Source organism: Streptomonospora wellingtoniae, from assembly GCF_031845375.1.
Classification (GTDB): domain Bacteria; phylum Actinomycetota; class Actinomycetes; order Streptosporangiales; family Streptosporangiaceae; genus Streptomonospora; species Streptomonospora wellingtoniae.
Genome location: NZ_JAVREK010000007.1, coordinates 135,299 through 161,144 on the forward strand (window position 1 = coordinate 135,299; position 25,846 = coordinate 161,144).

Genomic DNA, 25,846 nt, shown 5'->3' on the forward strand with positions numbered 1-25,846 from the left:
CCCCGGGACGCCGACGCGCCGATGCGCCCGGGCCGCGAGCTGCACGGCCACCCCGGATCGGGCCAAGCCTACGCTCAGTCACCACGTTCACGAGGGGACTTCACGGATCGGCGCTGCGGCGCCGTCCGAGCCCCGTTTCAGGTGAGAGTCAGAACAAACTTAGCGGACGAATCCGTGTTCCTTGGCCAGTCTGCAGACCGCCAGCACGCGCAGTGTCTCCCAGTCGTAACCGTCGCAGGAGGAGTGCCAACCCCGTTCGCGGCATCCGTCCATGAAGCCGTCGAGGTATCGGGAGAGGCTGATGCGGGTCAGCGGCCCGCTGTCGGCGGCGATCGAGTCGCGCACCGCGGCGGCGTGCTGGTCCAGCTCAGCGGTCATCCAGGGCTCCATCGTGTCGCCAAGAGGACCGAGCAGCCCGAACTCTCGGGAGAGCCGGGCCAGCGGGCCTTCGGCATAGAACCCAGGACGCATGGATGGCTACCTCAGTACGGGGGACGGGGCGGGAACGCGACCGACTATATACGAAACGAAGAGCAAATCGTGACGCTCTATTGCAGAGCCCACAAGATGGACGCCCTGGACACAGCCCCGCGGCCCAGCCGCGGGCGGGGCCGTCCGCCCCGCCGCACCGTCAGGTGCTCAGGCCCATCGCCTCCAGCCGAGCGGTGTGGGCCTCGGTGAGGTCGGCGAACATCCGGCTCACCACGGCCAGGTCGGCGGCCTCGGCCGCCTCAGCACGGTCCCCGCCGTCCGCGGCCGCCGGGTCGGCGCCGGAGTCCTCGCCCTGCGCGGCCGTGCGCATGCCCGAGGCCAGCAGCGCCGCCAACTCCGGCCTGCGCGCGGCCACGCTCTGCGCCTGGCTGAGCGCCTCGCCCACCAGCCGGCGCGCCCACAGCGACAGCCGGCCGGCCAGTCGCGGGTCCTCGGCGATGGCGGCGCGCACCTGTGCGGCGACGAACTCGGCCCGGCCGGACTCCACGAGGGTGTCGCGGACGATCGCGCGGGTGTTCGGGTCGCACAGCTCGGCGACCTTGCTGTAGAAGTCGCCGGCGATGCCGTCGCCGACGTAGGCCTTGACCAGGCTCTCCAACCAGCTCTGCGGCTCGGTGCGCGCGTGCCATCCGTCCAGTGGGACGACGAAGGGCTCCATCGCCGCCTCCGGGTCGGCGCCCAGTTCGGCCAGGCGGTCGTGCAGGCGGCGGTAGTTGGCGTGCTCGGCGGCCGCCAGGTCGGCCAGCGCGCCCTTGCTCGCCAGGGTCGGTGCCAGTTCGGCGTCGCCCGCCAGGCGGAAGAACGCGACGAGTCGCGCGTAGGCCAGCAGGCCGAGCAGGTCGCCGGCACCCTCGGCGGCCGCCGGGTCGCCCTCTGCCGCACCGGACGGGGTCGGGTTCCGCTCGCTCACCGCGCGCCGCCCGCCGAGGACCGGAACGGCCGCTGCACTGCACTTCGAGCACGCTTGGTCATGGCGCACAGGGTATCGCCCCGGCACCGCACAGCGTCCCGGCACCGCACGAAAGCGCGCGCCACCGCACGTGTCCGCGCGGTCCCGGGCGAAGGGAGCGGGACTTTTCCGCGGCGGCGGCGCGTTGATGCTGCGGAGACGGCTGCGGAGACGGCTGCGGAGACGACCGCTCGCGAGAGTGACGCCGCTCTCCCGCTGCGTACGGAAACGCGGCATATCCAGCAGCGGAGCGGCGGGTTAGAATCGTTCGCAGTGGCCGCCGGGAGTCGGCCATCGCGCGGCGCCCTCGCTGCAGCCGTACCGCACCCCAGCGGATGCGGACGCGTTGCTGCAAGGCCGCGCGCGGCGGTCTCCACGCGGTCGCCCGCGACGCCGCGCGGTGTGCTCCGCGGCGAACCATGACAACAACCGTCACCGGCGCCCCGAACGCGAAGGTGAACGGGCGAGCGTCAGCGTCGACCGCCCGCAAGTGCCGGGACCGCCGGGACAACGCGGCGGGATAAGGAGCGTGAACGTGCGGCGGACATGCCCTCACACGCCCACCCGCCCGCACCCGGCGGCCGCTGACGTCCGACGACAGAAGGCGGACGGCCCTGCGACGGTACCGAACCGCGCCGCCGGGCCGCGCCGGGGACCCGAACCGGTCCCCGAGCCGCGCCGGCCGAGCCCCCAGCGGGCACGTGCGCGAGGAGCGCCCTGCCCGCCCCGGGCCACCGTCCGCCACACGCCACGGCCACGAACGCAGAAGCGGCCCGCCCAAAGGAGGCATGAGCCCTGACAAGCGCAGACACGAACGAAGAACGCCAGACGTTCCGCGGACTCGGAGTCGAACCCGAGATCGCGGACGCACTCGAAGCGGAAGGCATCGTCGAGCCCTTCCCCATCCAGACCCTCGCCCTCCCGCTCGCTCTCGCGAGCTCCGACATCATCGGCCAGGCCCGAACGGGCACGGGCAAGACCTTCGCCTTCGGACTCCCGCTGTTGCAGCGCGTCAAAGAGAAGCCGGGATCGTCCAAGAAGCCGCGCGCCCTGGTGGTGGTGCCGACCCGCGAGCTGGCCATACAGGTCGCGGCCGACCTCGGCACCGCCGGCAAGCGCACCGGCGGGCGGATTCTGACCGTCTACGGCGGCCGTGCCTACGAGCCGCAGATCGACGGCCTCAAGGACGGCGTCGACATCGTGGTGGGCACTCCGGGCCGACTACTGGACCTGGAGAACCAGAAGCACCTCAGCCTGCGGGACGTCTCGGCCGTCGTGCTGGACGAGGCCGACAAGATGCTCGACCTCGGGTTCCTGCCCGACATCAAGAAGATCCTCAGCAAGATTCCCGACGAGCGCCAGGTGATGCTGTTCTCGGCCACCATGCCGAGCGAGATCGTCTCCCTGTCGCGCAACTACCTGCGGCGTCCCACCCACGTGCGGGCCGGCGACGACGACGAGCCGGGCCAGGCGCGCATCCTGGACATCTCCCAGCACGTCTTCCGCACCCACCCGATGGACAAGCCCGAGATGCTCGGGCGGCTGCTCCAGGCCGAGGGCCGCGGGCTGACGATGGTCTTCTGCCAGACCAAGCGGGCCTGCGACAAGGTCGCCGCAGACCTGAAGGACCGCGGGTTCGCGGCCGCCGCCGTCCACGGCGACCTCGGCCAGAGCCAGCGCGAACGCGCGCTGCGGGCCTTCCGCGCCGGAAAGATCGACGTGCTGGTGGCCACCGACGTCGCCGCACGCGGCCTGGACGTCGACGACGTCACCCACGTGGTCAACTACGAGTGCCCCGAGGACGAGAAGACCTACACCCACCGGATCGGCCGCACCGGCCGCGCCGGGCGGTCGGGCACCGCCGTGACCTTCATCAGCTGGCAGGAGGTCGCGCGCTGGAAGCTGATCAACACGGCCCTCGACCTGCCGCACACCGACCCGCTCGAAACCTACTCCACCTCGCAGCACTTCTTCGAGGAGATGGGCATACCGGAGGGCACGAAGGGCCGCCTGGCCGCCGAACGGCGTGAGCGCGCCGGCCTGGAGGCCGAGAAGGTCGAGGACATCGGCGACACCGGGCGGCACCGCACCGAGCGCGGCGGCAAGGACGGGCGCGAGGAGCGCGGCGGCAAGGGCGGCGAGCGGCGCGGCCGCTCCCGCAACCGGCGGCGCACCCGCAGCTCGGGCGGAGCATCCGCGAGCGCATCGGGCGACACCGGCAAGACCGCCGAAGGCGGCGCCGGCGCCAAGCCCGAGTCCGACGGCGCTTCGGGCGGCGAGTCCCCGGCTCCCCGCAGGCGGCGGCGTCGGCGCACCCGCAGCGGCGTGGAGCAGCCCGGCAACGACCAGGCACAGTAGCCGCCGCACCCGCGTTCCGCGCGGCAGACGAGACCGGAGCCGCCGACCGGGCGGCATCCGGCGAACCACGACACCGGTCGCGGGCGCAAGGCCGCGACCGGGCGCGAGGGAGCGGACCGCCGACGGGGCCCGCGCAGAATGCAGCGCGCACCGGCCCCGTCTCCGGCACCCGGAACCGCTCCGCGCTGGTGGACCGCGCCCGTTGCGCGACGCACCGCGTCCCCGGCCCTGCGGCGGCGCCCGCAATCGGTGGCCGCGTCCCCGAGCGGCGCCGACCCGGGCGACGCGCCCCGCTCCCGCTCCCGGTCCCTCCCCCGACCCGCCGCCACCCCCGCGGCGGTTGTCCCGTTATGCGCGAGCGCCGGGCCCGGTCCGTCCGCGTCTGCGGTCACACCGTGGCGCATATAGTGAGCCGACGTGAGTACTCCTCGTTTCCTGGGCCTCCCGCCCGGCGTCCGGAACACCACCGTCCGCACCCCCATGGGCGATGTCGCGGCCTTGCAGGCAACGCCGTCGGCAGGCGGTTGCGAACGGCAGCCGGCGCTGCTCGTCCCCGGCTACACCGGTAGCAAAGAGGACTTCATCGCCCTGCTGCAGACCCTGGCGGCCGCGGGGCGCTCGGTGACGGCGGTCGACCTGCCCGGGCAGTACGAGTCCCCCGGCTTCGTCGACCCCGAGGAGTACACCCGCGTCGGCCTGGGCAGGATCGTGGGCGAGATCGCGCTGACCCTGGACGAGGGCCCCGTCCACCTGCTCGGCCATTCCTTCGGCGGGCTGGTGGCCCGCGAGACCGTCATCGCCGCCGCGGTTCCGCTGCTGTCCTTCACGCTGATGAGCTCGGGCCCCTCCGCGATCGGCGGGGGCCGCGCCGCCGACGCCCGGCGGCTCGTGGACGCCATCGGCCGCGCTCGCACGCGCGAGCGCCTGGAGGAGATCTGGGCCGAGCACCTGGACGCCCCGACCCGAGCGAGCGGCGTCTCCCCCGAGATCCACGCCTTCCTGCGCGAGCGCATGGTCGCCAACCACCCGGACGCCTTGGTGCACATGGCCGAGGAGCTGCTCAACGCGACCGACCGCACCCCCGAGCTCGCCCGGTCGGCGCTGCCCATGCTGGTGCTCTACGGCGAGAACGACGACGCCTGGCCGCCCGAGGCGCAGTCGGCGATGGCGGGGCACCTGGGCGCCGAGCGGATGGTCATCCCCGGCGCCGCCCACTCGCCCAACGTCGAGGCGCCCGAGACCACGGCGGAGGCCCTGACGGCGTTCTGGAACCAGGTTGAGTCCAAGGACCGCGGCGGCGCCTCGTAGCCTGCGCGCAGCCCGCGCAGCCCGCCGCACGGGGGCGCCATTCGCGCCGCCGCGCGTCCGGGACCGGGGGCCGCCGGGAGCGGGGCGCGGGCGGCTTTTGCTCACGGCCCCGCGCGCCCCGGCCGCGCACAGGACTGCCGACGGCGGGGCCGCGCGCGGCGCCGGCGGGAGCCCTGCGAAGCGCCCCCGGGCGGGAGTCAGCGGGTGGAGACCCAGGTGTCGAAGTTGTCCGACTCCTCGCCCACGGACGTCTCCGCGCCGCTGTCGGGCAGAACGCGGGTGTCGGGCGGCAGCGTCAGGATCATCTCGCCGATGGAGTGCAGCTGCTGGGTGTAGTCGATGTAGCCGCCCGCGACGGTGCCGACCTCGCCCTTGCGCAGGGAGTCGCCGGTGAAGACGACGCCCTTCTCGGCGATGTAGTAGGCCACGCTCCCGACGGAGGTGCCCGGGATCGGCAGGATGTCGACCTCGATGTCGCCGGCCTTCAGCGAGCCGCCGCCCTCGACCTCCAGGTCGGGGCGGTGCTCGGCGCCGTGCACGCGCCGCCAGGCGCGCAGCTCGCGCCGGTGCAGAGCGATGGGCGCCTCGTCGCGCTCGGCGACCTCGATGGCCGCCGCGAGGTGGGTGTTGTAGCCGTTGGTGCAGGCCACCAGGTAGACCTCGCGGTCCCCCACGGCCTCCATGATCGCCTCGGCGTCGTGCGCCGGGTCGATCACCACGACGCCCTCGTCGTCGGCGTCGACGATCCAGGTGTTGCTGACGACGTCGAGCTCCTGGTCCTCGGCCTTGAGCACACCGATGGTGCGGACGCGCTGCACGCCCTCCTCGTCGGTCTCGGATACGCCGGCGGTCTCGGGCTCGTCCTCGTCGGCGAACAGCGGCTTCACGCTCGCGACCACCGGGGCGGTGTCGTCGGACTCGTCGCGTTCGCCGTCCTCGTCGGCGGCGTCCTCCTCCTCGCCCTCTTCGGAGTCGCCGTCAACGGACGCGCCGGACCGCTCTGCCTCGTCCGCCTTCCGAGCCTTCGCGCCCGCGTCGCCCCTCCCCGGCTTTCCGGCCTTTCCGGACTCCGCGGCGGGAGTGTCCTCGGCGGTTTCGTCCGCAGCCTCCTCCCCCTCGGAGCCAACGGAGTCCGCGGCCTCGCCGTCCGGCTTCGCTGCGCCGTCCTTCTCCGCCCCGCCGGGCTTTTCGGCCGCGCCCGCCTTCCCGGCCTCGCCGCCCTCGGCCTCCGCCGTCGCCGGCTCCGCGCTCTCGGAGGCGGCGTCGTCGGCGGTCTTATCGGTGTCGGCGCCCTTGGTGGCCACCGCCGCCGCACCGGAGTCCCCGGCCTCCTCGCCGTCCTGCTTCTTGCCCTTCCGCTTCCAGAACACGGTGCCGACCCTTCGCTGTCCGTCGTGAACACTTGGCTGACGGGACCATTGTCACCGCCACACGGGCCACATCGGTACCCGTACCAGACGGCCGCCGATTATCCCATCCGGCGGCTAAACCGCCTATAAGACCTGGGAGCGCGGCCCCGCGCTGCGCTGACCGCCTCATCCGGCGGTGATGGGAACCGCTCCGGTCGCCGGTCGAACGAGGCGAGCGTACTCCTCAGGGGCGGTTCCACGGCAACCGAGCCGGTGGCCCGTCAGCTCGCCGTGGTCGTCGCTGGAACCGGTGACCGCCAGTTCCAGCCGCTTGGCCACGCCGCGCCAGAACCCGGCCTCCTCCTCGTCGTGCGCCGGGTGGTCGGCCTCGATGCCGCCGAGCCCCGCCTCGGCCATCTCCTCGACGAGCGCCAAGGGAACCGCACCGTCGGGCGTCGCCTCACCGCGGGCCGGGTGGGCGACGGCGCACACCCCGCCCGCGGCGCGCACCAGCTCGACCGCCCTGAGCGCGTCGAGCGCGTAGCGGGCCACGTAGCCGGGGCGGCCGAACCCGATCCAGGTGTCGAAGGCCTCGGGAACATCGGCGGCGGCACCGGCCTCCACGATCGCCCGGGCGATGTGCGGGCGCCCGATGACGCTCTCGGCGGAGGCGCCCGCGGACCCGCCTCCCTCGGCGGCCACGCCCGCCAGTTCGCACACACGCTCCCAGCCGACCGCCACACCCGCGTTCTGCAGCCGCTCGACCATGGATCGGGCCCGGATGGCGCGGTCGTCGCGGATGCGCCGCAGCTCGGCCGCCAGCTCGGGGTGGGCGGAGTCGAAGAGGTAGGCGAGCAGGTGCACTCCGGCACCCTCGTGCAGGCAGGACAGCTCCATGCCCGGGACCAGGGTGAACCCCGCAGGCAGGGCGGCGGCGGCCGCGGCGATGCCGGAGACGGTGTCGTGGTCGGTCAGGGCCAGGACGTCCAGACCCGCCTCCGCGGCGCGCCGGACGACCTCGGCGGGCGGCTCGGTGCCGTCCGAGACCGAGCTGTGGGCGTGCAAGTCGATGCGCATCCGCCGATCATTCCACGCTTGCGCGCGCTTCCGGCCTCCTGGCACGACCGCCTAGGCGACGGGCTTCAGCGCCGCGGCGAGGAAGGGGGAGGGTGCGCCGAAAGGGGGTTCCAACGCGGCGCCGCCGTCGTGGCGGTCCCGCAGGTCGCGCAGGTCGGTCAGCTCGGCGATGAGCACGGCGGCGTCGGCCGGGCTGAAGACGACCCACAGCCAGTCGGCCATGGCCTCGCCCGCGTAGGCCGCGCGCCCGCCACCGGTGTCGACGCTCCACAGCGCGATGTCGTGGCCGTCGTAGCGGACCTTGGCGTCGGGCGGCCCGGAGCCGAACCCGGTGCCGGGATCGGGTCCGTCGAGGCCTGCCAGGCGGGCACCGACGCCGATCCCCGGGTCTTCGGCCACCAGTGCCAGTTCGCCGACGCCGCCCAGCGGAGCGGGTCCGGAGAGCGCGACCGCGGCCCCGAGCGCGCCGCTGCGCTCGTCGCCGGCATCGGCGAAACCGGTGACGACCCATCCCGCGGGCAGCGGCCACGGCAGCCAGACCGGCACCTGGGTGAAGTCGAGCAGAACCTCCAGGGAGCCGCTGCCGGGCGTCCGCACGGGGTTCAGGGGGGCGACGGGTCCGTGGGCGTCACACTGCCACGCACTCGACCACAGTCCCGGCGGGTGGACGGCGCGTCCGCAACGGGGGCACGACGGATCCGACTTCATGACTGCCGGGAGGATACCCGTGACCACAGTGGGGAAACGCGGTCCGGGGGACGCGGCGGCACCAGCGTTGCCCGTGTCCCTCCTGGTGGAGGCGCGACGCCTGTCGCACCGCGGCGTCGGCTGTGCGGGTATCCGCCGCGCCGGGAGACTGCGGCGGAGTCCGCCTATGCGCCGGAGCCCGGCGCCGTCCACGGGGATCGGCCGCCCGGGCCGTCCGGGCCGTCCTGGGGCCCCTGGGCATACCCCGACCGCCACTGCGACGGGCCCGGAACCCGGTCGGCCCGGGGCTCCCAGTCCGGATGCGCGGACTGCTCCAGCTGCCACTGCGCTGCGGGGGCCCCAGCGCCCCATTCGGGAAGCGCGGCCGGAACACCCGTGGCGTTCGGCTCGCCGGCGTCGTCGGGGACGGTCCGGCGCACGCCCAGCCGCCGGGCCAGGTACACCACCGCTGCGCAGTAGACGGCGACCTCGACCGAGGTGCTGACGACCCCCTGCCAGGAGCCGCCGCCACTGGCCACCCGGTCGAGGGTGCCTTCGTATGCGCTGATGGAGAACGCGGTCAGGTTGTGCAGCACGTGCAGCCCCAAGGCGGCTTCGAGGCCGCCGGTGAACCAGGTAAGCCAGGCCATGGCGACGCCGAACACGGCGACGTCGAGCAGTCCCCAGCCGGAGTAGTCGTGCAGCAGGGTGAAGACGGTGCCGCTGACCAGGATCGCCAGCAGCGGCGTCCGCAGGAGCCAGGAGACGCGGCTCCCGCCGCGCCGCTCTCCGGCTCCGGCGCCGATCGAGCCCACCGCCTGCATCAGGAAGCCGCGCAGGGCGATCTCCTCGGCCGAGGCCTGGAAGGGCACGAGCAGCACGATCAGCACCAGGGCAGAGACGAAGCCGGAGCCTCCGGCGTACTCGCCGATGAACGCCGCGTCCGGGGAGGCGAGCCGCTGGAGGCCGAACAGCACGGCGAAGGAGACCACCAGCGCGGGCACGGCCGGCGCCAGGCAGCACAGCAGCCACCGCCACCGCATCCGCCCGGCGACGGAGAACAGGGTGCCGACCGGCCTCCGCTGGACCGTCCAGGCGGCGGCGAAGACGATGGGCGCCATCGTGGCGACGACGACCAGCTGCAGCACCAGGTTGGCCAGCGGCGAGCGGAAGACGTCGTCGCCCGTGCCCTGGATGCCGGCGACCACGGCGACCACCACCGCGGCGGTGGCCATGATCAGCTGCACGACCACGATCGCCACTACCGCGGCGACGACTGCCAGCGGCGGCATCCACCAGCGGTGGCGGCGGGTGCGTGCGAGTCGGTGGTAGGGAGCCCCGGCGGGCGGCGGGACGGTCCCCGAGGGGCCGCGGCGCGGCTGAACGGGCGGCGGCCACGCCCAGGCGGAGGAGGAGGCGTGCACCTCGCCCCGGCTCGCCGCCGGCGGCCACGCCCAGACCTGGTCATGGTGGTGCGCCGACCCGTCCGGGCTGATGGGCCCCTGCGGTTCAGACGACCAGGACGAGCCGGGTGGCGGCGGCGAGTTTCTCATCGTTTGCCGAGATTACCGTCCGAGGTTGTATTGGCCGTGTTAAGAACGCACAGACACCACGCGACTACCGCATCCGACCTGCAAAGACTTCGGCCGCGGCGCTCCGCGCGCCGCGGCCGCGCGTCCGCGGACCACGGGTCGGACCCCGCCCGCCGCCGGGCGCACGCCGCCGAGCAGAGCGGGACCGCTGGCGGCGCCGCGGTACGAGTGCGGTTACCGGACGGTATTCCAGCCCCGGTCAGGGTGAGTTACCTCACTTTCACCGCGGGCGCCACGCGGCGCACCCCTCCGCACGGGCGCGATCCTTCCCGGAACGCGGCGGCGGCCGCCCCTCCGGGTGCGGCCGCGGGAATCGGTCTGCGCAGGGAGTCGGGTTCTCCGGACCTCCTTGCATACCATGGGGACATGTCCTCCACACCCACCACCGAGCAGGTGAACGCGGCTCTGGCGACCGTCCAGGACCCCGAGATCCACCGCCCCATCACCGATCTCGACATGGTCAAGAGCGTCGAGATCGCCGACGGCGGTGTCGTGCACGTCGGCATCTACCTCACGGTGGCCGGTTGTCCCATGAAGGGGCGGATCGAGAACGACGTCACCAACGCCGTATCCGAGGTCGAGGGCGTCACCCGGGTGACCGTCGAGCTCGACGTCATGAGCGACGAACAGCGCAAGGCCCTGCAGACCAAGCTGCGGGGCGGGCAGGCCGAGAAGGAGATCCCCTTCGCCAAGCCCAACTCGCTGACGAAGGTCTACGCGGTCGCCTCGGGCAAGGGCGGCGTGGGCAAGTCGTCGGTGACCGTGAACCTCGCGGCGGCGATGGCCGACCTCGGGCACAAGGTCGGCGTGGTCGACGCCGACATCTACGGCCATTCGGTGCCGCGGATGCTCGGTGTCTCCGACCACCCCACCAAGGTCGAGGACATGATCATGCCGCCGACCGCCCACAGCATCAAGGTCATCTCGGTCGGCATGTTCACCCAGGGCAACCAGCCCGTGGTGTGGCGGGGCCCGATGCTGCACCGCGCGCTGCAGCAGTTCCTCTCCGACGTCTTCTGGGGCGACCTCGACATCCTGCTGATGGACCTGCCCCCGGGCACCGGCGACATCGCCATCTCCGTCGCCCAACTGCTGCCCGGGGCCGAGATCCTCGTGGTCACCACGCCGCAGCAGGCCGCGGCCGAGGTCGCGGAGCGGGCCGGGGCCATCTCCGCCCAGACCCACCAGCGCGTCGCGGGCGTCATCGAGAACATGTCCTACTTCATCGCGCCCGGCACCGAGGAGCGCACCCGCCTGTTCGGCGAGGGCGGCGGCCGGACCGTGGCCGAGGGCCTGACCAAGGCCCTCGGCGCCGAGGTGCCGCTACTGGGCGAGGTGCCCCTGGACATGCGGCTGCGCGAGGGCGGCGACGCCGGCCAGCCGCTCGTACTCAGCGAGCCGACCACCGAGGCGTCGCAGATCCTGCGGGGGATCGCCGACGACCTCGTCGGCAAGCCGCGCGGGCTGTCCGGAATGCAGCTCGGCGTCACTCCCATCGGAGGCGGCCGGTAGCTCCGGGGACCGCCCTTCCGACCCCGCCGGGGGCCGCCGTCGCCGACGGCGGCCCCCGGCTTCGGCCTCTTCGGCTCCCGCGCCGGGGCGCCGGTAGCATCGAAGCCCGCCGCCTCCCTCGCGACCCGGCGGGCCGCAGCGCCGCCACCACACACCGGAGGACCCGTTGCCCGAGTCCGAAGACGCCGACCGCTTCCGGCAGTGGCTCGCTATCGCCGCCGAGGAGGCGCGCGCCGGGCTCGACGAGGGCGGCGTCCCCATCGGCGCCGCGCTGATCGGCCGGGACGGCGGGGTGCTGGGCCGCGGCCGCAACCGCCGGGTGCAGGACGGCGACCCGTCGGCCCACGCCGAGACCGCGGCGTTCCGCGCCGCCGGGCGCCAGCGCGGCTACTCCGGCACGACCATGGTCACCACGCTCTCGCCCTGCTGGTTCTGCAGCGGCCTGGTGCGCCAGTTCGGGATCTCGCGCGTGGTCGTCGGCGAGTCGCGCACGTTCACCGGCGGACACGACTGGCTGGCCGAGCACGGCGTCGCCGTCACGGTGCTCGACGACCCCGACTGCGCGTCCATGATGGCGGAGTTCATCCGCGACCGCCCCGACCTGTGGAACGAGGATATCGGCGAGGACGCCGGCGGCGGCCCGTAGGGCGGCGCGTCCGCGTTGCCAAGCTCCCGGAACATCACAGGAAAGGCGCAGCATCGCCGATCTTGTGCCCATCGTGAAGGAAAGCGATTTCCACCTCCGATGGCCACAAGATCGACGGGGGTCGGATCGTCAGCGCTCTAGCGGAGGCCGCCGCTGATCACCCACAGGTGTCCGAAGGGGTCCCGGACCCTGCCCTGGCGCTTGCCGTAGGGGCGGTTCTCCACCGGGACGACCGATTCGGCACCCAGCCGCACCATGCGGTCCGCAGTCGAGTCCGGATCGGGCACCTCGGCCATGATGAGGACGGGCGAGCCGCCTGTCGAGCGGGGGTCGTGCCACCCCCACTCCGCGACGCTCTGCGCCACCGCGAAGGCGGCCGACCCGACGGTGATCTCGGCGTGGTTCACCACGCCGTGCTCATCGGCCGCACGGAAAGCCAGTACGGCGTCCAGCGCTTCGGTGTAGAAGCCGATCGCCGCATCGGCGTCGGATACGAGCAGTTTGGGACGGATCTCTGTGGTCATGCTCCGATGATCACGGCGAAGGGCGGGGCCAGCCTTGTAGATTTCGGCCTTCCTCAGCCAGCCATGCGGTCGGTGTCGTATGCAGGAGGTCCCGGAAGTCGCGAACGAGGTGGCTCTGGTCGTGGTAGCCGCTGTCAGCCGCCACCTCGGCCCAGGATCCGGCTCCGTCGCCGGCGCGGTCGACCGCGGCCGAGAGGCGCGCTACGCGCGACGCGAGCTTCGGACCGATGCCGAGCGCAGTGTGCATCACGTGCCGCAGGCGGCGCGGGCTCAGGTGCGCGCGCCGAGCCAGATCCTCAACGGGCACCCGCCCGGCACTCGCCCCGATGATCCGCAGTGGTTCGAGGGCGTCTCGAGCGACGGCGCCCCGGTCGGCCCGCTCCAGCCGCTCCAGGAGCCGGACCCGCATGAGCCGCTCCCGCTGCTCGGCCGTGCGGCCCGCCAGCTCCTCGCTCAGCCGCGGCAGCCACGGCAGGAGGGCGTCGGCGCCGACGCCGCCGGCGTCCACCTCGCCGAGCGGTACACCGGTCAGGCGGTGCATGGCCAGAGGTGTCAGCTCCACGTACACCGTCGGCTGGTGCGTTCGCAGGACGAGGGAGGGGGTCGCCTTCCCGGGCCGCATCAGACCCGCGACGACCGCCTGCATGCTGCGGGTGTGTCCGCCGTAGCGGACCTCGACGGGGGCGCCGAGGCTGAGGACGAGTCGGGTGGACAGCGCAGGCAGGGCTCTGTGCAGGCGCGGAGGGCCGGTGTGCTCGCCGGCCGAGACCACACCGATGCCGGCTTCGCGGCACGCGCGACGCAGGTCCACCCCTGCATTATCGCACCGCCCCGCCGGCCGGGGCCCGGCCGGTTGCCGCCGCGCGTTCGTCAGTCCGTGGTCGAGCCCAGGGTGATGTCGGTGGTGCGGCGCTCGCCGTTGCGCTCGTAGACGACCTCCACCCGGTCGCCGGCCTCGTACTCGCCGATGAGGCGGACCAGCGTGTCCGCGTCGGAGATGTCCCGCCCGTCGAACTGGATGACGACGTCGCCCGCCCGCAGGCCGGCCTCGTCGGCCGGACCGCCGGGCTCGACCGCCGAGACGTCGCTCTGCTCGTCGGGGACGGCGATGCGCGCGCCCTGGTCGTAGCCCTCGTCGAGCAGCACGCCCATCTCGGCGTCGCCCTGCGAGCCCGAGCCGCCCTCGCCCGCACCGCTGACGATGTCGTCGACGACGCCCTCGGCCTCCGCTGAGGGGATCGCGAAGCCCAGTCCGATGCTGCCGCTCTGGCCTCCCTGCGCTCCGCCGCCGCCGAGGGTGGCGATCGCGGTGTTGACGCCGATCACCCGGCCCTGGGCGTCGACCAGCGGCCCGCCGGAGTTGCCCGGGTTGATGGCGGCGTCGGTCTGCAGCGCACTGATGGCGGCCCCGCCGCTGGAGGAGTCCTCACCGAGGTTCACAGGGCGGTCGACGGCGCTGATGATGCCGGAGGTGACCGTGCCCGCCAGCCCCAGCGGCGCCCCGATGGCGATGACCTCGTCTCCGACCGTCACCTTGGCGGAGTCGCCGAACTCCAGCGGCTGGACGTCCATGGGGTCTTCCAGCTCCAGCACCGCAAGGTCGGACTCGGGCCGGGTGCCGACGACGCTCGCGCCGCTGGTCTGGCCGTCGCTGTAGACGACCTCCATGTCGGCGCCCTGCAGCGCCGAGGCCACGTGGTTGTTGGTGACGACGTGGTCGTTCTCGATGACGAAGCCCGAGCCGTTCCCGCTCAGCGACGTGCCGCCGTCCTGGATCGAGACCACACTGGGGCTGACGCGCTGTGCGACGCCCGCGACGGTGTCGGGAGCCCGGCTGGGGGCGTCGGAGGGCAGGTCGGTGTTGAGCTTGGGCGAGGACTCGCCTCCCGACGGGGCCGCGCTCTGCACACCCAGCGAACCGCCGAGTGCGCCGCCGACGCCGGCCGATCCGACCGCCACTACCGCGACGACGATCAGTACCGCCCACAGCGGCATCCCGCGCCGTTGCCTCTGCGGCCGGGGCGGCGGGAAGCCCGCTGCGGGGAAGTGCCCGGCGCCCGGCGCTCCTGGCCCTCCAGGGCCGCCGGGCGGCGCGACCGGTCCGCCCATTCCGGGACCGCCCTGCTGCGCGTAGTGGGGCACGCCCGGCGCCTGGCCGCCCGCACCCTGGATCGGCCACTGGCCGGTTCCGGCCACCGGACCGCCCGGCGGCGGAGGAGGCGGAGCCGCCCACGCGCCCGCCTGCGGCGGGCCCTGGGGAGGCTGCCACTGCTGCGCGTAGGCGGAGTCGGGTGCCGCGCCCGCCTCGGGCTGGGGCGGCGCGGCCGGTCCGCCGTTGCGGGCCTCGGCCGGCTGCTGCGGCGCGGGCCGCTCGGCCTGCTGCTCACCGGTCCAGGCGTCGGCCGGCTGCTGCGGCTCAGGCGGTTCGGACCGCTGGTCACCGGGGGGCGTGTCCGCAGGGGGGCGCGCGGCCTCCGATCGCCCCTCCTCCGAGGACTGAGGGTGCGACCAGGGCTGGTCGGCCCCGTCGTCGGGGGAACGGGGTCCGGTTTCGTCGGTCATCCAACTCTCCGTCTGTCGCCGCCGCCCCAATAGTGGAGCAGTCCGCATAAACCGGCTGTCAGGTCCACTGCCGGGCATCGCCACCGGCGGACCTTATGCCCCCCGGAGGGCGTTTCGCAGCGATTGGCAGCGTGAGTCCGCCCATGACGGACCTGTCTGGACCCTACTGGCCGAGCTTCACTCGGTCACAGTCGCGGAAATGTGGTCGAACCCCCGCAGGACCCGCGCCCAGAACAGGAGCGGATCCGCGTCGGGGAAGCCGTCGGCCGCGGCGTCGAGCAGACCGCTCGGCACCCGGCCCATGGCCGTGTAGACGAAGCCGTCGGCGTCCCACATCCGCTGCTGCCCGGTGCCGGTCCCGCCGGCGCCGTCCCTCTCTACGACCTTCCCGGCACCCTCGCCGGTTCCTTCGGATCCGCCGGGCAGGCGCCCCCGCTGGGCGAACACCGAGACGACCGAGAGTCCGTCGGAGTAGGCCAGGTGGACCACGCGGCCGCCTTCGGCCGGCTTGGTCCAGGCCCGCACGAGCCGCAGGTTCCAGGACGGGCGCTCGGGAATGTGCCAGCCGCGCTCGCGCAGGTCCGCCAACTCGCCGTCGGAGAGGTCCTCGGACCACGGGCGCGCCCGCTCCGCCTGCGCGGCCAGCGGTTCGGGATCGCCGTCCACGCGCACCTCGACGAACTCGGCCGCGTGCACGAGAGCGCCCGAGCGGTCGCGGGTCTCGCGGCGCAGCGGCAGTCCGGTGGACCGGTCGATCCACATCCGGCCGGCAACTGTGCCGTCGGCCCGGCGCGCCTCCAGCACGGTCGCCGAGCGCCCGCACATCCGGCCCGCGCCGGCACGGGTCACCCGATAGTTGGCGGCCAACTGGTCCAGCAGAACGCCGTCGGCCTTCCTCAGTGGCGGGGTCTCGCCGACCACCACCGCGCGATCGGGGCGCGTGCCGCCGATGTAGCGGTACCCGGTGGCCTCGCCTGCCCGATGCACGACGTCCACCAGCCGGGCGTCGGCTCCCGTGTTCACGAGCTGCACGCCCTCGAATGAGACCGAGCGGGCCGAGTCGGCCGCCCGGCGCAGCAGCGCCATGCCGTCGTCCTCACCGGGGGCGGGCACGTCGTCCGCCCGGGCGGTGGCCGATCCCGGTAGCAGCACGATGAAGACCAGCGACAGGGACAGCAGGACGAGCGGGACCCTGGCAGGCAGGCCGGATCGCTGGGCCGCTCTCGGGGGCGACGGCAGGGAGGGCACGCCGCCGTTCGACGGACCCGCGCCGCTCACCGGGGTTCGGGCGCGGGCGCGGAGGCCTTCGCCACCGCACCGGTCTCCGGGGCGCTGCTTTCGGGGTCGGGCACGGTGGCCTGCCGCGAGGTCACCGCGTGCTCGATGGCGTAGTCGTCGACGTTCGGAACGACGACCGGGGCGTCCTCGGAGTCGCCCCCGAAAACGAAGGCCGTCCCGAGCGCGACCGCCAGCACCGAGACGCCGGCGACCGCGTAGCGCGTGCGCTCCCAGCGCGGACGCAGCACCGACAGCGGGCGCTGCGGGCGTGAGCGGCGGGGCCGCGCCGGAGCGGGGTCCGGCGCCTCCTCGGCCACGGCGAGCGCGGTGTCGCCGCCGAAGGCGCGGGGCAGGCCACCGCCGATCGGCCGGCTGGAGCCCAGGGGCGGCATGGAGCCGAACCCGCCGGCGCCGCCCACGGGCGGCTGCGGGCCCTGTGCCGGCGGCTGCGCGGGCGGGCCGCTCATCGCCGAAAGGCGCCCCAGGAAGTCGGTGGAGGGCTCAGGGGAGTCCAGGCCGTACAGGCGGCGCTTGAGGCCCCGCAGCATCTCGGCCTCGAACCGGCAGTTCTCGCAGGAGGCCAGGTGCCGCAGGACGCGGTCGCGCTCGGCGTGTCCGAGCTCGCCGTCGACCAGAGCGGACAGGCGCTCTTCCATGTGGCCCATGTTCACTCCACCTCCCCGATGCTCGAATCGGCACCCGGAGCGCCGAGCGGGGACTCCTGGGCGGCCAGCCGCCGCCGGTGCTCCAGCGCCTTGCGCAGCTGGGCGCGCCCGCGATGGATCCGACTGCGGACGGTGCCGAGCTTGACGCCCAGAGTGGCGGCGATCTCCTCATAGGACAGGCCCTCGATGTCGCACAGCACGACCGGCGCGCGGAACTCCGCGGGAAGGTCGTCCAGCGCGGCCTGGATGTCGGCGTCGAAGTGCCGGTCGTCGAACGACTGGTCGGGCGAGGGCTCGCGGCCCTGGAGGCGATCGTCGGCGTTGTCGGAGAACCCCTCGAACCTGATGCGCTGCTTGCGGCGCGCGGTGTCGAGGAAGAGGTTGGTGGTGATCCGGTGCAGCCAGCCCTCGAACGTGCCGGGGGTGTAGCTGGACAGCGACCGGAAGACGCGGATGAACACCTCTTGGGTGAGGTCTTCGGCGTCGTGCTTGTTGCCGGTGAGGCGGTAGGCCAGCCGGTAGACCCGTGCCGAATGGTTGCGCACGACCTCGTCCCAGCTCGGCGGCTCCCACGGCTCGAAGTCCACGGCAGCGTCGGAGTCTGCCACCGCCACTCCCTTCGGTTCGCGTGCGCTCGCAGCGGCGGGCGGACCCGCCCCTGCGACGTCGACCGGTCGTGCTGGGGTCACCACCGGGCAGTCGGATAGTCGAAACGTCCCTACCCAGTTTGCAACACCGTCAAGGGGCGAATAAGTTCCCGGGGCCGCGAACACGCCGCGCACGCCCCCGGCAGGCTAGTCTGTGGCCTGGACCCGGTGGCGGGTGAGCACGTCGGCACACTCAGTGAGTCCCGACGCGCCCTCGCGTTCCGCGGTCCGCGCAAGCCGGCGCACGCCGCGTCCGCCATCCGGCCGCACCAGGTCCCGCGACGGGGCCGCCCGGCCCAGGCACCCATGTCAGTCACACGCGGGGAGGCCGCCATCGCCAGCCGAGACGACACACTGGCCCACACTCTGGCCCACATCGAGCAGTACGCCGTCGAGGACTCCACGCTGTCCTCGGCGCGCGAGGCCGGGCAGCGGGCCGAGTCATCGCCCATCAGCGCCTCCGGCGGGGCGGCGCTGCGCTTCCTGGCCGCATCGATCGGCGCCCGGGCCGTGGTCGAGGTGGGGACCGGGTGCGGCAGCTCCGGAATCTGGCTGCTTCGGGGCATGCGCGGGGAATCGGTGCTGACCAGCGTCGACATCGAGCCCGAGTACCAGGAGCTCGCGCGTGCGGCCTACCGCCGGGCCGGCTTCCCGGCCAACCGGGTGCGGCTGATCCTGGGGCGCGGCCTGCACGTGCTGCCACGGCTGACCGACGGGGCCTACGACATGGTCTTCGTCGATGCCGAGGCCGCCTCCTACCCGGCGTACCTCGCCGAAGCGCTGCGGCTGCTGCGCGTCGGCGGGATCGTGGTTTTCAACAACGCTCTGGAGGCCGCGACCAGCACCGACGGACCGCTGAGCGCACCCGACGCGGGCACGGCGGCGGTGCGCGAGGTCGCCCGCCTGGTCCGCGACGACGACCAGCTCATCCCGCTGCTGCTGCCGATCGGCGAAGGCCTCCTCGCGGCGATCCGCGAGGAGGCCCCTGCCGATGGCTGAGTCGGGCCCGGGAGGACGGCCGCGCTAGCCCGCCGCTCGGCCGGGGACGACGGGCGCCTTCTCGCCCGACAGCCAGCGCAGCAGCAGCCGGGTGGAGAACCCGGTCCCGCCCTTGCTCAGCACGCCCTCGTCGCTCGTGGAGCGCCCGGGGCCGGCGATGTCCAAGTGCGCCCACGGCAGGCCGCCGGTGAACTCGCGCAGGAACAGCGCCGCCTCGGCTGCGCCTGGCCGCCCGTAGTCGCCGTTGCCGATGTTGGCCAGGTCGGCCACCCGGGAGTCCAGGCAGTCGCGGTAGTCCTCGGTCAGCGGCAACCGCCACACGGGCTCGCCGGAGCGCTCCGCCGCCCCGCTCAGCGCGGCGGCGAGATCGTCGTCGCCGCTGAACAGGGCTCCCATGCCGGTGCCGAGCGCCAGTTTCGCCGCACCGGTGAGGGTGGCGACGTCGACGATGGCGTCCGGCGCCAGCTCGGCCACCGCGTATCCCAGGGCGTCGGCCATGACCAGCCGGCCCTCGGCGTCGGTGTTGAGCACCTCGACTGTGTGCCCGTCGTAGGTCGTGATCACGTCGCCGGGCCGCTGCGCCGAGCCCGAGAAGGAGTTCTCGGCAACGGCGAGCAGACCGGTGACGGCCACCTCGGAGCCCAGTTCCGCCAGCGCCGACATGACGCCGAGAACCACCGCGGCGCCGCTCATGTCGGTCTTCATCAGCTTCATGTTGTCGTTGGGCTTGAGGGAGAGCCCGCCGGTGTCGAAGGTGACGCCCTTGCCGACCAGGACGACGTGGCCGCCGGGGTTCTCGGGCCGGTAGTCCAGCCGCACCAGCCTCGGCGGCCGGTCCGAGCCGGCCCCCACGGCCAGGATCGAGCCGAAACCGTCGCGGACGAGCGCGCGCTCGTCCCAGATCTCGGTCGTCAGGCCGGACTCCGCGGCCACCGCTCCGGCACGCGCGGCCAGCCACGCCGGATCCTTCTCGGCCGACGGCGTATTGATCAGGTCCCGGGCCGTGCCGGTTGCCCGGGCCAAGGCCTTGCCGCGCTCGACCGCCGCGGCGGCGGCGCCGGAGTCGGCGCCCACCAGTTCGAGGGCCTCCACAGCCGCCGCGCCCGTGGCCGAGGAAGCCATGGAGAAGCGGTAGGAGGCCAGCATGACGCCTTCGACGAAGGCCTCCACCCCCGCAGCGCCGTTCTCGGCGGCCCCGTCCAGCAGCGCCACGGTGGTCGCCGCCGTTGCGCGCCCCCTGGCTGCGCGGGCCAGAGCGGCACCGGCGGCGCGCAGGTCGGCCGGGGCCGCATCGCCCACGCCCAGCAGCACGACCCGCACCAGTCCGTCACCGAAGTCGGCGGGGAACTGCGTGGTCTCACCCGGTTTCCCGGTCAGCTCGTAGTGCGCCACCAGGTCCGCGAGGGATGCGGGCAGCCGCGCGACCAGATCAGCGGGGTCGGGGCCCGCGCCGACGGTGACGGCGGCCGGCGCCTCGCCGCGGACGACGGGGATGGCCACCAGATCGGCGGCCGAGTCGATGAGGGTGCCCGCAACAGGGCGGATCTCTGTAGCGATCGGCACGGATGCTCGCAATCGTGGGGTGGGGTCTCGGTGGAGCCGCGGCCGCGTCGCGGTGCCGGCGGCACGCCCGTGGCGGCGGTGGGAGTCGCCGCCGGGCAGGGCGGAGGATCAGCCGACCACGCCGTCCAGGGCCTCCTTGAGCTCGGCGGCCTCGTCCGGCGTGAGCTCGACGACGAGCCGCCCGCCGCCTTCGAGCGGGACCCGCATGATGATGCCGCGACCCTCCTTGGTGACCTCCATCGGACCATCACCGGTCCTCGGCTTCATCGCCGCCATGCCGTATCCCCTTTCGTAGGAAACTCTCGCGGGGTGAATGGGCCGCTCCGGCGGAGATACCCCCTGCATCGGGGCGCCGGTCCGGGTCGCGCCGCATCCGCGTGACTCAGGGAACGAATCACTGTTCTGCCATTATCTCGGTTTTGGGAACCGATTGGGAACGATCGGACAGTGCCGGGACCATCGGCCCCGAGGAATCCGAACAGTAAGGTTATAGCCGCAGCGCACTTTCGCGGTCGCGGGGACCGCGCCACCAGCCGAACAGACCGGGAGATTGGCTTGTCCGAGTCAGACACCGCAGGCACCGCCGGCAGCACGTCCGAAGCGGGCGACGGGAGAGCCGGTGCGGACACCGGCGACTCCGCTGTCGGCTACGAGCTCGCCGACGGCGTCGCCACGATCCGGCTGAACCGGCCGAAGGCGATGAACTCGCTGACCGCGCAGACCAAGCAGGCCCTGCTGTCGGCGATCGAACGCGCCAAGAACGACACCGGGGCCCGCGCGGTGCTGCTCACCGGCAGCGGCAAGGCGTTCTGCGCCGGACAGGACCTGCGGGAACATGCGGAGAACCTCAACGAGGGCCGCGGACTCAACGGTACCGTCCGCGACCACTACAACCCCATCGTCCTGGGCCTGGCTCGCATGCCCAAGCCGGTCGTCGCGGCGGTCAACGGCACGGCCGCGGGGGCGGGCGCCTCGCTGGCCTTCGCCTGCGACCTGCGCATCGCGGCCGAGAGCGCGTCGTTCCTGATGGCCTTCGCCAAGGTGGGGCTGGGCTCGGACTCGGGCGCCTCGTGGACGCTGCCGCGCCTGGTCGGCCACGCCCGCGCGATGGAGATGCTGATGCTCGCCGAGCCTGTCCCCGCCGCGCGTGCCCTGGACGTCGGCCTGGTCAGCAAGGTGGTGCCGGACGACGAGCTGGAGTCCGCCGCACGGGAGCTCGCGGTGCGCCTGGCCGAGGGGCCCACGGTCGCCTACGCCACCATCAAGGCCGAGCTGACGTTCGGCTCCGGGCTGGACCTGGCCAACGCACTGGAGATGGAGGCCAGCCTGCAGGACCAGTGCGCCGAGACACGCGACCACCTCACCGCCACCGTGGCCTTCCTGAAGAAGGAGAAGCCGGAGTTCGAGGGGCACTAGCCCGCGCCGGCCGCCGCCGGCGCGCCCGCCGCCGCGGTCCCCCTCCTCACGAGAGGATCACGGCGATGACGACTCCCACCAGGACCACGACCAGGAGCGACGCACCCGCGACGACTCCGATGATGGCACCGGCCCCGCTGCCGCCTGCGGGCTTGGCCGGCGCGGGGCCCGCAGGGCCGTAGGGCTGCTGGGCGCCGGTCTGCGGAGCCGCGCCCCCCGGCCCGTACGGCGCGGGCGCCTGAGGCCCCGACCCCGGACCGCCGGGTCCCGGCGCGTAGGGCACCTGAGGCCCCGACGGAGCGGGCGGCGGCGCGGCGCCGCCGGGACCGTAGGGTGCCTGCGGGCCGGACCCGGGTCCCGGCGGCCGCTGGGGACCCGGGCCCTGGGGAGCCTGGCCGCCGGCCGGTCCCGCAGCGGCTCCCGGGCCGTAGGGCGAGGGAGGCGGCGTCGCGGGTCCCGGGCCGTAGGGCTGCTGCTGACCCGGCGGCGGGCCGGGCGGCCCGCCGGGGCCGGGAGCGGGCGGCGGCTGCGGGCCCGACGCGGGCGCGGAGTGGCCGGGACCGGGGCCGAAGGGGTGCTGGCCGCCGGTCGGCGGCGTCGGAGCAGGCCCGCCCGGGTAGGGGCGCTGCGGCCCGGAGGACGCGCCGTGCGGCGGCTGCGACACGGCTCCCGAACCGGGGGCCGCCCAGTCTCCGCCGGGACCGACGGGAGCTCCGGCGGGCGGTGGCGGCGTCTGCGGACCGCTCGGCGCCGCGGTCGCGGCCTGCACCCCCGGGCGGTACTGCGGTCCCGTCCCCGGCGGGGGCGCGGTGGGCGGGAACGAGCGGAAGACGCCCTCGTCGCCGCCCGGCTCCTCCGCGCCCGGTGGCAGGTTGTCACGCAGCTCGGCGGCGGTACGCTCGCGCGCCTCGGGAGCGGCCGCCGCGACCGCCCCGGCAGCCAGGGTGTGGATGGGCAGCGCCCCGGGTTCGCCCGCGGGGGCCGCGGGCTCCTCCGGTGCCGCCGGTGCCGCCGCGGCGGGGTCGGCCATTGCCACACCGAGGACACCCATCAGCGTCTCGGCCGCCGTGGGCCGCTCGGCGGGGTCCTTGGCCAGGCAGCGCGCGGCGATCTCGCGGAGCCGCCCGTCGAGCGCGCCCAAGTTCGGCGGCTCGGCGGTGACGTTGTGCAGCACCTCGTGCAGGGAGTCCTGGCCGAACGGGCTCCACCCGTTGGCCGCGTAGGCGATGGTCGAGCCCCAGGAGAACAGGTCGACCGCCGGCCCCAGCGCCTCGCCGGCGATCTGCTCGGGCGCCATGTATGCGGGCGTCCCGGCGATCTGGCTGGTGAGGATGGCGGTGCCCTCTAGGGCGCGGGCGATACCGAAGTCGATCACACGCGGCCCGTCGGGGCCCATGAGGACGTTGCCCGGCTTGAAGTCGCGGTGCACGATCCCCGCCTGGTGGATGGCCGCCAGCGCCGTCAGCGTGCCCACCGCCAGCCGCTCCAGGGAGGCGCCGCGCACGGGACCGTCACGCCGGACCACCTCGCGCAGGGTGGGCCCCTCGATGTACTCGCTGACGACGTACGGGGGGTCGGAGTCGATGTCGGCGGCCAGCACCTGGGCGGTGCAGAAGCGCGCGACCCGGCGGGCGGTCTCGATCTCCTCGCCGAGCTGCCTCCGCAGCCCGGCAGCGTCGATTCCGTCGGAGTGCAGAGTCTTGACCGCAACGGACGCGCCGTCGGAGTCGTCGCGGCCGAGGTAGACGACGCCCTGGCCGCCTTGCCCCAGGCGCGCGGTCAGCGAGTACCCGCCGATGCGTCCGGGATCGTCGTCGGTCAGGGGCTGGGTAGCGGTCATCTTCCCTCCACGGGCCGTGTTCCGCGCGCAGCGGGCGCGCGGACCTCAGCGGCGCCCACCCTAACGGAGAGTCCCGGTGGAGGTCATCGGAGTACCGTCATGCGAGACGGCGGTCCAGTGGGCCTTGAGCGTCCCTGCGGAATCCCCGCTCTCCACGACGAGCTCGGACTCGTCCACGCAGTTCTCCCCCGGGTCGTAGGTCTCGACGTAGTCGAAGGAGAGGCGGTCACCCGTGCGTCCGATCAGGTCGAGGCTGCCGCGGCAGTCCAGGGTGTACCACTCCGAGACGCCGCGCTCCTCGCCCTGCTCCAGCTTGACCTCGGCGCCCCAGTCGACGACGTGGTCCCCTTCCTCGTCGACCTGGCTCATCTCACCGCGCCAGGTACCCGCGTAGGACTCGGGCACGGACGATCCGTCGGCCGTCGCCGCGTCGTCGCGCTGCATCGCCCACACGGCGGCGGTACCGATGCCCGTTCCGAGCAGGACCACCGCCAGAACACCGACGATGAGGCTTCTGCGGCGCTTGGCGCTGTGCCGGGTGGAGCGCGGCGGCGGCCACAGCGACATCTGCCGAATCGGCGAGCCGCCGCTTCGCGGATCGGCGCCGTCCTCGTGGGAGGAGGAGCCGGAACGGCCGCTCACCGCGGGCTCCGAGGCACGGCCCGCACACGGGCTTCTGCTGTGATCATGGCGTTGACCTCCAAGGCGAACAGGCGCAGGGTGTCCGCTCACGGCTACAGCGACAGAGAATAAGCGACGCGTTCGGCCACCGTCGCCGACAAATGGCGATGAGGTGCACACAGAACGAAATCCACCCCCAAATCACCCATATCCGGCATGGGAACGAGGGGCGTCGAAAGGCTGCGGGAGCTGGATCGAACGGTGCGAGGAGCCAGCGGGAGGGCGGGACCGAACGGAGGGGACGCGCCCGCATCGCCCGCCGACCGCCCGTGTACGGGGGCGGCGCCGGTTTCCCGTGTGCAGACAGGAGCCTACAACGCGTCGAGCCGCCGCGCGCTCGCCGAGCGCGTCCGCCGGATCAGGCCGGACAAGCGCCCCGGGACCGGCGGAAGCATCCGCCGAGATGGTCGTCGACGACCCCCGCCGCCTGCATGGTCGCGTAGGCGGTCGTGGGGCCGACGAACGTGAACCCCCGCCGCTTGAGCGCCTTGGCCAGCGCGGCGCTCTCGGGAGTGGAGGCCGGGACGTCGGTGACGCGGTCGGGCACCCGGTGGTCCGTGGGCGCGTGCTCCCACACGAGCGAGGCCAGTCCTGCGGGAAGCTCCAGCGCGGCCCGCGCGTTGCGGATCACGGCCTCGATCTTGGCGCGGCTGCGAATGAGCCGCGCGTCGCCCAGCAGGCGCTCGACGTCGGTCTCGCCGTAGCGGGCCACGGTTTCGGGGACGAACCCGCAGAAGGCCTCGCGCAGGGCGGGGCGCTTGCGCAGGACCGTCAGCCACGAAAGGCCGGCCTGGAAGCCCTCAAGGCAGATCCGCTCGAACATGGCGTCGTCGCCGGTGATCGCCACGCCCCACTCGGTGTCGTGGTAGTTCCGCAAGTCCTCGCCCGCGAGCGCCCAGTGGCAGCGTCGGAGGCCGTCGGGGCCGGGCCGCGCGGTCGCGTCGTCGGCCGTCATCGCGCGCTCTGGCGCTGTCCCGCGGTCGCTCCCGACCCGCGGTCGGAGGCGCGCTCGCCGGAGCCGTCCGCGGCGGTCGAGCCGCCCTCGGAACCCTCGCGGCCGCCGTCGGGTCCGGAGTCCCCGCCGTCGTTCCCTGCGCCGTCCCGCTCTGCGCCGTCGGACCCGCCCGGCCCGACCGAGCCCGACCGGTCGCCGGCGTCCGCGGCGCCGCTCGGCGATCCGGCGCCGCGGGCGTGGGCGCCCGTGCGGACGGCCGTGGCGCCACCGCTGCCGCCAGGGGCGCGGTCGGGAGCCTCGGGCTCACGCGGTGCGTCCCAGACCGAGCCGGAGCGGGGGCCGGAGTCGGCCCCGGTCCCGGAGTCGGCCCCGGTCCCGGTGGCGGAGCCGGGGTCGGTGGCGGGGCCGGGGTCGGTCGGGGCCGGTGCGGGCCGCCCGGTCTCCTGCAGGCGCCGCTCCAGGTCCGCGATCCGGGCGTCGCGCTCCGAAAGCGCGCCCACCACGCGGCGCAGCACGTCGTCGACCGCGCGCACGTGATAGCCCCACAGCGCCAGCGGCAGCAGCACCCGGCTCACGTCGGAACCGGTCAGAGGGCGGTCGGCGGGGAGGTCCAACGGCGGATGGTCGGCCTCGAAGCGCGCCAGCTCACCGCCCTTCCCCATGACCACGAACGCCACGCCGGAAAGTACCGCCACAGTGGCGAGGGCGATCAGGACGATGATGATCGGAGACATTAGCCTCAATGG

Annotated in this window: 24 protein-coding genes; 6 read left to right on the forward strand and 18 right to left on the reverse strand. The window is 73.9% G+C overall.

Annotated features, from left to right (window positions below):
• Positions 1-159: 159 nt before the first annotated feature.
• The gene (locus RM446_RS09255) at positions 160-471 is read right to left on the reverse strand and encodes a DUF6401 family natural product biosynthesis protein (protein ID WP_311544774.1); all 312 of its coding nucleotides are present in this window, start codon (positions 469-471) and stop codon (positions 160-162) included.
• Between the two features lie 160 nt (positions 472-631).
• The gene (locus RM446_RS09260) at positions 632-1,402 is read right to left on the reverse strand and encodes a ferritin-like fold-containing protein (RefSeq protein WP_398694791.1); all 771 of its coding nucleotides are present in this window, start codon (positions 1,400-1,402) and stop codon (positions 632-634) included.
• A gap of 924 nt (positions 1,403-2,326) precedes the next feature.
• Between RM446_RS09260 and RM446_RS09265 the strand changes: the two genes are divergently transcribed.
• Both RM446_RS09265 and RM446_RS09270 read left to right on the forward strand, forming a co-directional pair.
• A complete protein-coding gene (locus tag RM446_RS09265; protein WP_311544838.1) occupies positions 2,327-3,799 on the forward strand; it encodes a DEAD/DEAH box helicase in 1,473 nt (490 codons plus the stop codon).
• A gap of 417 nt (positions 3,800-4,216) precedes the next feature.
• The gene (locus RM446_RS09270) at positions 4,217-5,107 is read left to right on the forward strand and encodes an alpha/beta fold hydrolase (protein ID WP_311544775.1); all 891 of its coding nucleotides are present in this window, start codon (positions 4,217-4,219) and stop codon (positions 5,105-5,107) included.
• Positions 5,108-5,304: 197 nt separating this feature from the next.
• Here RM446_RS09270 and RM446_RS09275 read toward each other — a convergent pair whose 3' ends face one another.
• The 4 genes from RM446_RS09275 to RM446_RS09290 form a co-directional block, all read right to left on the reverse strand.
• Positions 5,305-6,477 (reverse strand): MBL fold metallo-hydrolase, encoded by a 1,173-nt coding sequence (locus tag RM446_RS09275; RefSeq protein WP_311544776.1) that lies wholly within the window; start codon positions 6,475-6,477, stop codon positions 5,305-5,307.
• 165 nt (positions 6,478-6,642) lie between these two features.
• A complete protein-coding gene (locus tag RM446_RS09280; protein ID WP_311544777.1) occupies positions 6,643-7,533 on the reverse strand; it encodes a PHP domain-containing protein in 891 nt (296 codons plus the stop codon).
• Between the two features lie 51 nt (positions 7,534-7,584).
• Positions 7,585-8,241 (reverse strand): DUF6758 family protein, encoded by a 657-nt coding sequence (locus RM446_RS09285; RefSeq protein WP_311544778.1) that lies wholly within the window; start codon positions 8,239-8,241, stop codon positions 7,585-7,587.
• A 164-nt stretch (positions 8,242-8,405) separates the two neighbouring features.
• Positions 8,406-9,773: a CPBP family intramembrane glutamic endopeptidase gene (locus RM446_RS09290; protein ID WP_311544779.1), complete on the reverse strand. Its 1,368-nt coding sequence runs from the start codon at positions 9,771-9,773 to the stop codon at positions 8,406-8,408.
• 405 nt (positions 9,774-10,178) lie between these two features.
• Here RM446_RS09290 and RM446_RS09295 point away from each other — a divergent pair, with 405 nt between their 5' ends.
• Both RM446_RS09295 and RM446_RS09300 read left to right on the forward strand, forming a co-directional pair.
• Positions 10,179-11,324, forward strand: coding sequence for an Mrp/NBP35 family ATP-binding protein (locus RM446_RS09295; RefSeq protein ID WP_311544780.1), 1,146 nt, complete (start codon positions 10,179-10,181; stop codon positions 11,322-11,324).
• A 166-nt stretch (positions 11,325-11,490) separates the two neighbouring features.
• Complete coding sequence (locus RM446_RS09300) at positions 11,491-11,970, forward strand: nucleoside deaminase (protein ID WP_311544781.1); 480 nt, start codon at positions 11,491-11,493, stop codon at positions 11,968-11,970.
• A 137-nt stretch (positions 11,971-12,107) separates the two neighbouring features.
• Here RM446_RS09300 and RM446_RS09305 read toward each other — a convergent pair whose 3' ends face one another.
• From RM446_RS09305 to sigE, 6 genes are all read right to left on the reverse strand, one after another.
• Positions 12,108-12,494 carry a VOC family protein gene (locus RM446_RS09305; RefSeq protein WP_311544782.1) on the reverse strand — a complete coding sequence of 129 codons (387 nt, stop codon included), beginning with the start codon at positions 12,492-12,494 and terminating at the stop codon, positions 12,108-12,110.
• A 10-nt stretch (positions 12,495-12,504) separates the two neighbouring features.
• Positions 12,505-13,305, reverse strand: a complete 801-nt coding sequence (locus RM446_RS09310) for a helix-turn-helix domain-containing protein (RefSeq protein ID WP_311544783.1) — start codon at positions 13,303-13,305, stop codon at positions 12,505-12,507.
• 59 nt (positions 13,306-13,364) lie between these two features.
• Positions 13,365-15,056 (reverse strand): S1C family serine protease, encoded by a 1,692-nt coding sequence (locus RM446_RS09315; RefSeq protein ID WP_311544784.1) that lies wholly within the window; start codon positions 15,054-15,056, stop codon positions 13,365-13,367.
• A 177-nt stretch (positions 15,057-15,233) separates the two neighbouring features.
• Entirely contained in the window at positions 15,234-16,304 is a 1,071-nt protein-coding gene (locus RM446_RS09320; RefSeq protein ID WP_311544785.1) for a sigma-E factor regulatory protein RseB domain-containing protein, read from the reverse strand.
• A gap of 26 nt (positions 16,305-16,330) precedes the next feature.
• Positions 16,331-16,999, reverse strand: a complete 669-nt coding sequence (locus tag RM446_RS09325) for a zf-HC2 domain-containing protein (protein WP_311544786.1) — start codon at positions 16,997-16,999, stop codon at positions 16,331-16,333.
• Positions 17,000-17,001: 2 nt separating this feature from the next.
• A complete protein-coding gene (gene sigE, locus RM446_RS09330) occupies positions 17,002-17,607 on the reverse strand; it encodes an RNA polymerase sigma factor SigE (protein WP_311544787.1) in 606 nt (201 codons plus the stop codon).
• 345 nt (positions 17,608-17,952) lie between these two features.
• Here sigE and RM446_RS09335 point away from each other — a divergent pair, with 345 nt between their 5' ends.
• Positions 17,953-18,645 carry an O-methyltransferase gene (locus tag RM446_RS09335; protein ID WP_311544788.1) on the forward strand — a complete coding sequence of 231 codons (693 nt, stop codon included), beginning with the start codon at positions 17,953-17,955 and terminating at the stop codon, positions 18,643-18,645.
• A 24-nt stretch (positions 18,646-18,669) separates the two neighbouring features.
• On the opposite strand, the gene RM446_RS09340 is transcribed toward RM446_RS09335, so the two are convergent.
• Positions 18,670-20,208, reverse strand: a complete 1,539-nt coding sequence (locus tag RM446_RS09340) for a leucyl aminopeptidase (RefSeq protein ID WP_311544789.1) — start codon at positions 20,206-20,208, stop codon at positions 18,670-18,672.
• Between the two features lie 108 nt (positions 20,209-20,316).
• Positions 20,317-20,484: a DUF3117 domain-containing protein gene (locus tag RM446_RS09345; protein WP_084722758.1), complete on the reverse strand. Its 168-nt coding sequence runs from the start codon at positions 20,482-20,484 to the stop codon at positions 20,317-20,319.
• A 423-nt stretch (positions 20,485-20,907) separates the two neighbouring features.
• Between RM446_RS09345 and RM446_RS09350 the strand changes: the two genes are divergently transcribed.
• Positions 20,908-21,624: an enoyl-CoA hydratase-related protein gene (locus tag RM446_RS09350; RefSeq protein WP_398694820.1), complete on the forward strand. Its 717-nt coding sequence runs from the start codon at positions 20,908-20,910 to the stop codon at positions 21,622-21,624.
• A 46-nt stretch (positions 21,625-21,670) separates the two neighbouring features.
• On the opposite strand, the gene RM446_RS09355 is transcribed toward RM446_RS09350, so the two are convergent.
• The 4 genes from RM446_RS09355 to RM446_RS09370 all read right to left on the reverse strand — a co-directional run bounded on the left by RM446_RS09355 (position 21,671) and on the right by RM446_RS09370 (position 25,834).
• Positions 21,671-23,464 carry a serine/threonine-protein kinase gene (locus tag RM446_RS09355; protein ID WP_311544791.1) on the reverse strand — a complete coding sequence of 598 codons (1,794 nt, stop codon included), beginning with the start codon at positions 23,462-23,464 and terminating at the stop codon, positions 21,671-21,673.
• A gap of 60 nt (positions 23,465-23,524) precedes the next feature.
• Positions 23,525-24,106, reverse strand: coding sequence for a hypothetical protein (locus RM446_RS09360; protein WP_311544792.1), 582 nt, complete (start codon positions 24,104-24,106; stop codon positions 23,525-23,527).
• Between the two features lie 397 nt (positions 24,107-24,503).
• Positions 24,504-25,100: a DNA-3-methyladenine glycosylase I gene (locus RM446_RS09365; protein WP_311544793.1), complete on the reverse strand. Its 597-nt coding sequence runs from the start codon at positions 25,098-25,100 to the stop codon at positions 24,504-24,506.
• Positions 25,097-25,834, reverse strand: coding sequence for a hypothetical protein (locus RM446_RS09370; RefSeq protein WP_311544794.1), 738 nt, complete (start codon positions 25,832-25,834; stop codon positions 25,097-25,099). The genes RM446_RS09365 and RM446_RS09370 overlap by 4 nt, the downstream gene beginning before the upstream one ends.
• Positions 25,835-25,846 lie beyond the last annotated feature (12 nt).

Bases quoted from the DNA above. Each gene is read 5' to 3' on its own strand.
- RM446_RS09255 (WP_311544774.1), bottom strand. From the start codon at position 471: ATGCGTCCTGGGTTCTATGCCGAAGGCCCGCTGGCCCGGCTCTCCCGA.
- RM446_RS09280 (WP_311544777.1), bottom strand. From the start codon at position 7,533: ATGCGCATCGACTTGCACGCCCACAGCTCGGTCTCGGACGGCACCGAG.
- RM446_RS09285 (WP_311544778.1), bottom strand. From the start codon at position 8,241: ATGAAGTCGGATCCGTCGTGCCCCCGTTGCGGACGCGCCGTCCACCCG.
- RM446_RS09290 (WP_311544779.1), bottom strand. From the start codon at position 9,773: ATGAGAAACTCGCCGCCGCCACCCGGCTCGTCCTGGTCGTCTGAACCG.
- RM446_RS09295 (WP_311544780.1), top strand. From the start codon at position 10,179: ATGTCCTCCACACCCACCACCGAGCAGGTGAACGCGGCTCTGGCGACC.
- RM446_RS09305 (WP_311544782.1), bottom strand. From the start codon at position 12,494: ATGACCACAGAGATCCGTCCCAAACTGCTCGTATCCGACGCCGATGCG.
- RM446_RS09315 (WP_311544784.1), bottom strand. From the start codon at position 15,056: ATGACCGACGAAACCGGACCCCGTTCCCCCGACGACGGGGCCGACCAG.
- RM446_RS09325 (WP_311544786.1), bottom strand. From the start codon at position 16,999: ATGGGCCACATGGAAGAGCGCCTGTCCGCTCTGGTCGACGGCGAGCTC.
- RM446_RS09335 (WP_311544788.1), top strand. From the start codon at position 17,953: ATGTCAGTCACACGCGGGGAGGCCGCCATCGCCAGCCGAGACGACACA.
- RM446_RS09345 (WP_084722758.1), bottom strand. From the start codon at position 20,484: ATGGCGGCGATGAAGCCGAGGACCGGTGATGGTCCGATGGAGGTCACC.
- RM446_RS09350 (WP_398694820.1), top strand. From the start codon at position 20,908: ATGAACTCGCTGACCGCGCAGACCAAGCAGGCCCTGCTGTCGGCGATC.
- RM446_RS09355 (WP_311544791.1), bottom strand. From the start codon at position 23,464: ATGACCGCTACCCAGCCCCTGACCGACGACGATCCCGGACGCATCGGC.
- RM446_RS09365 (WP_311544793.1), bottom strand. From the start codon at position 25,100: ATGACGGCCGACGACGCGACCGCGCGGCCCGGCCCCGACGGCCTCCGA.
- RM446_RS09370 (WP_311544794.1), bottom strand. From the start codon at position 25,834: ATGTCTCCGATCATCATCGTCCTGATCGCCCTCGCCACTGTGGCGGTA.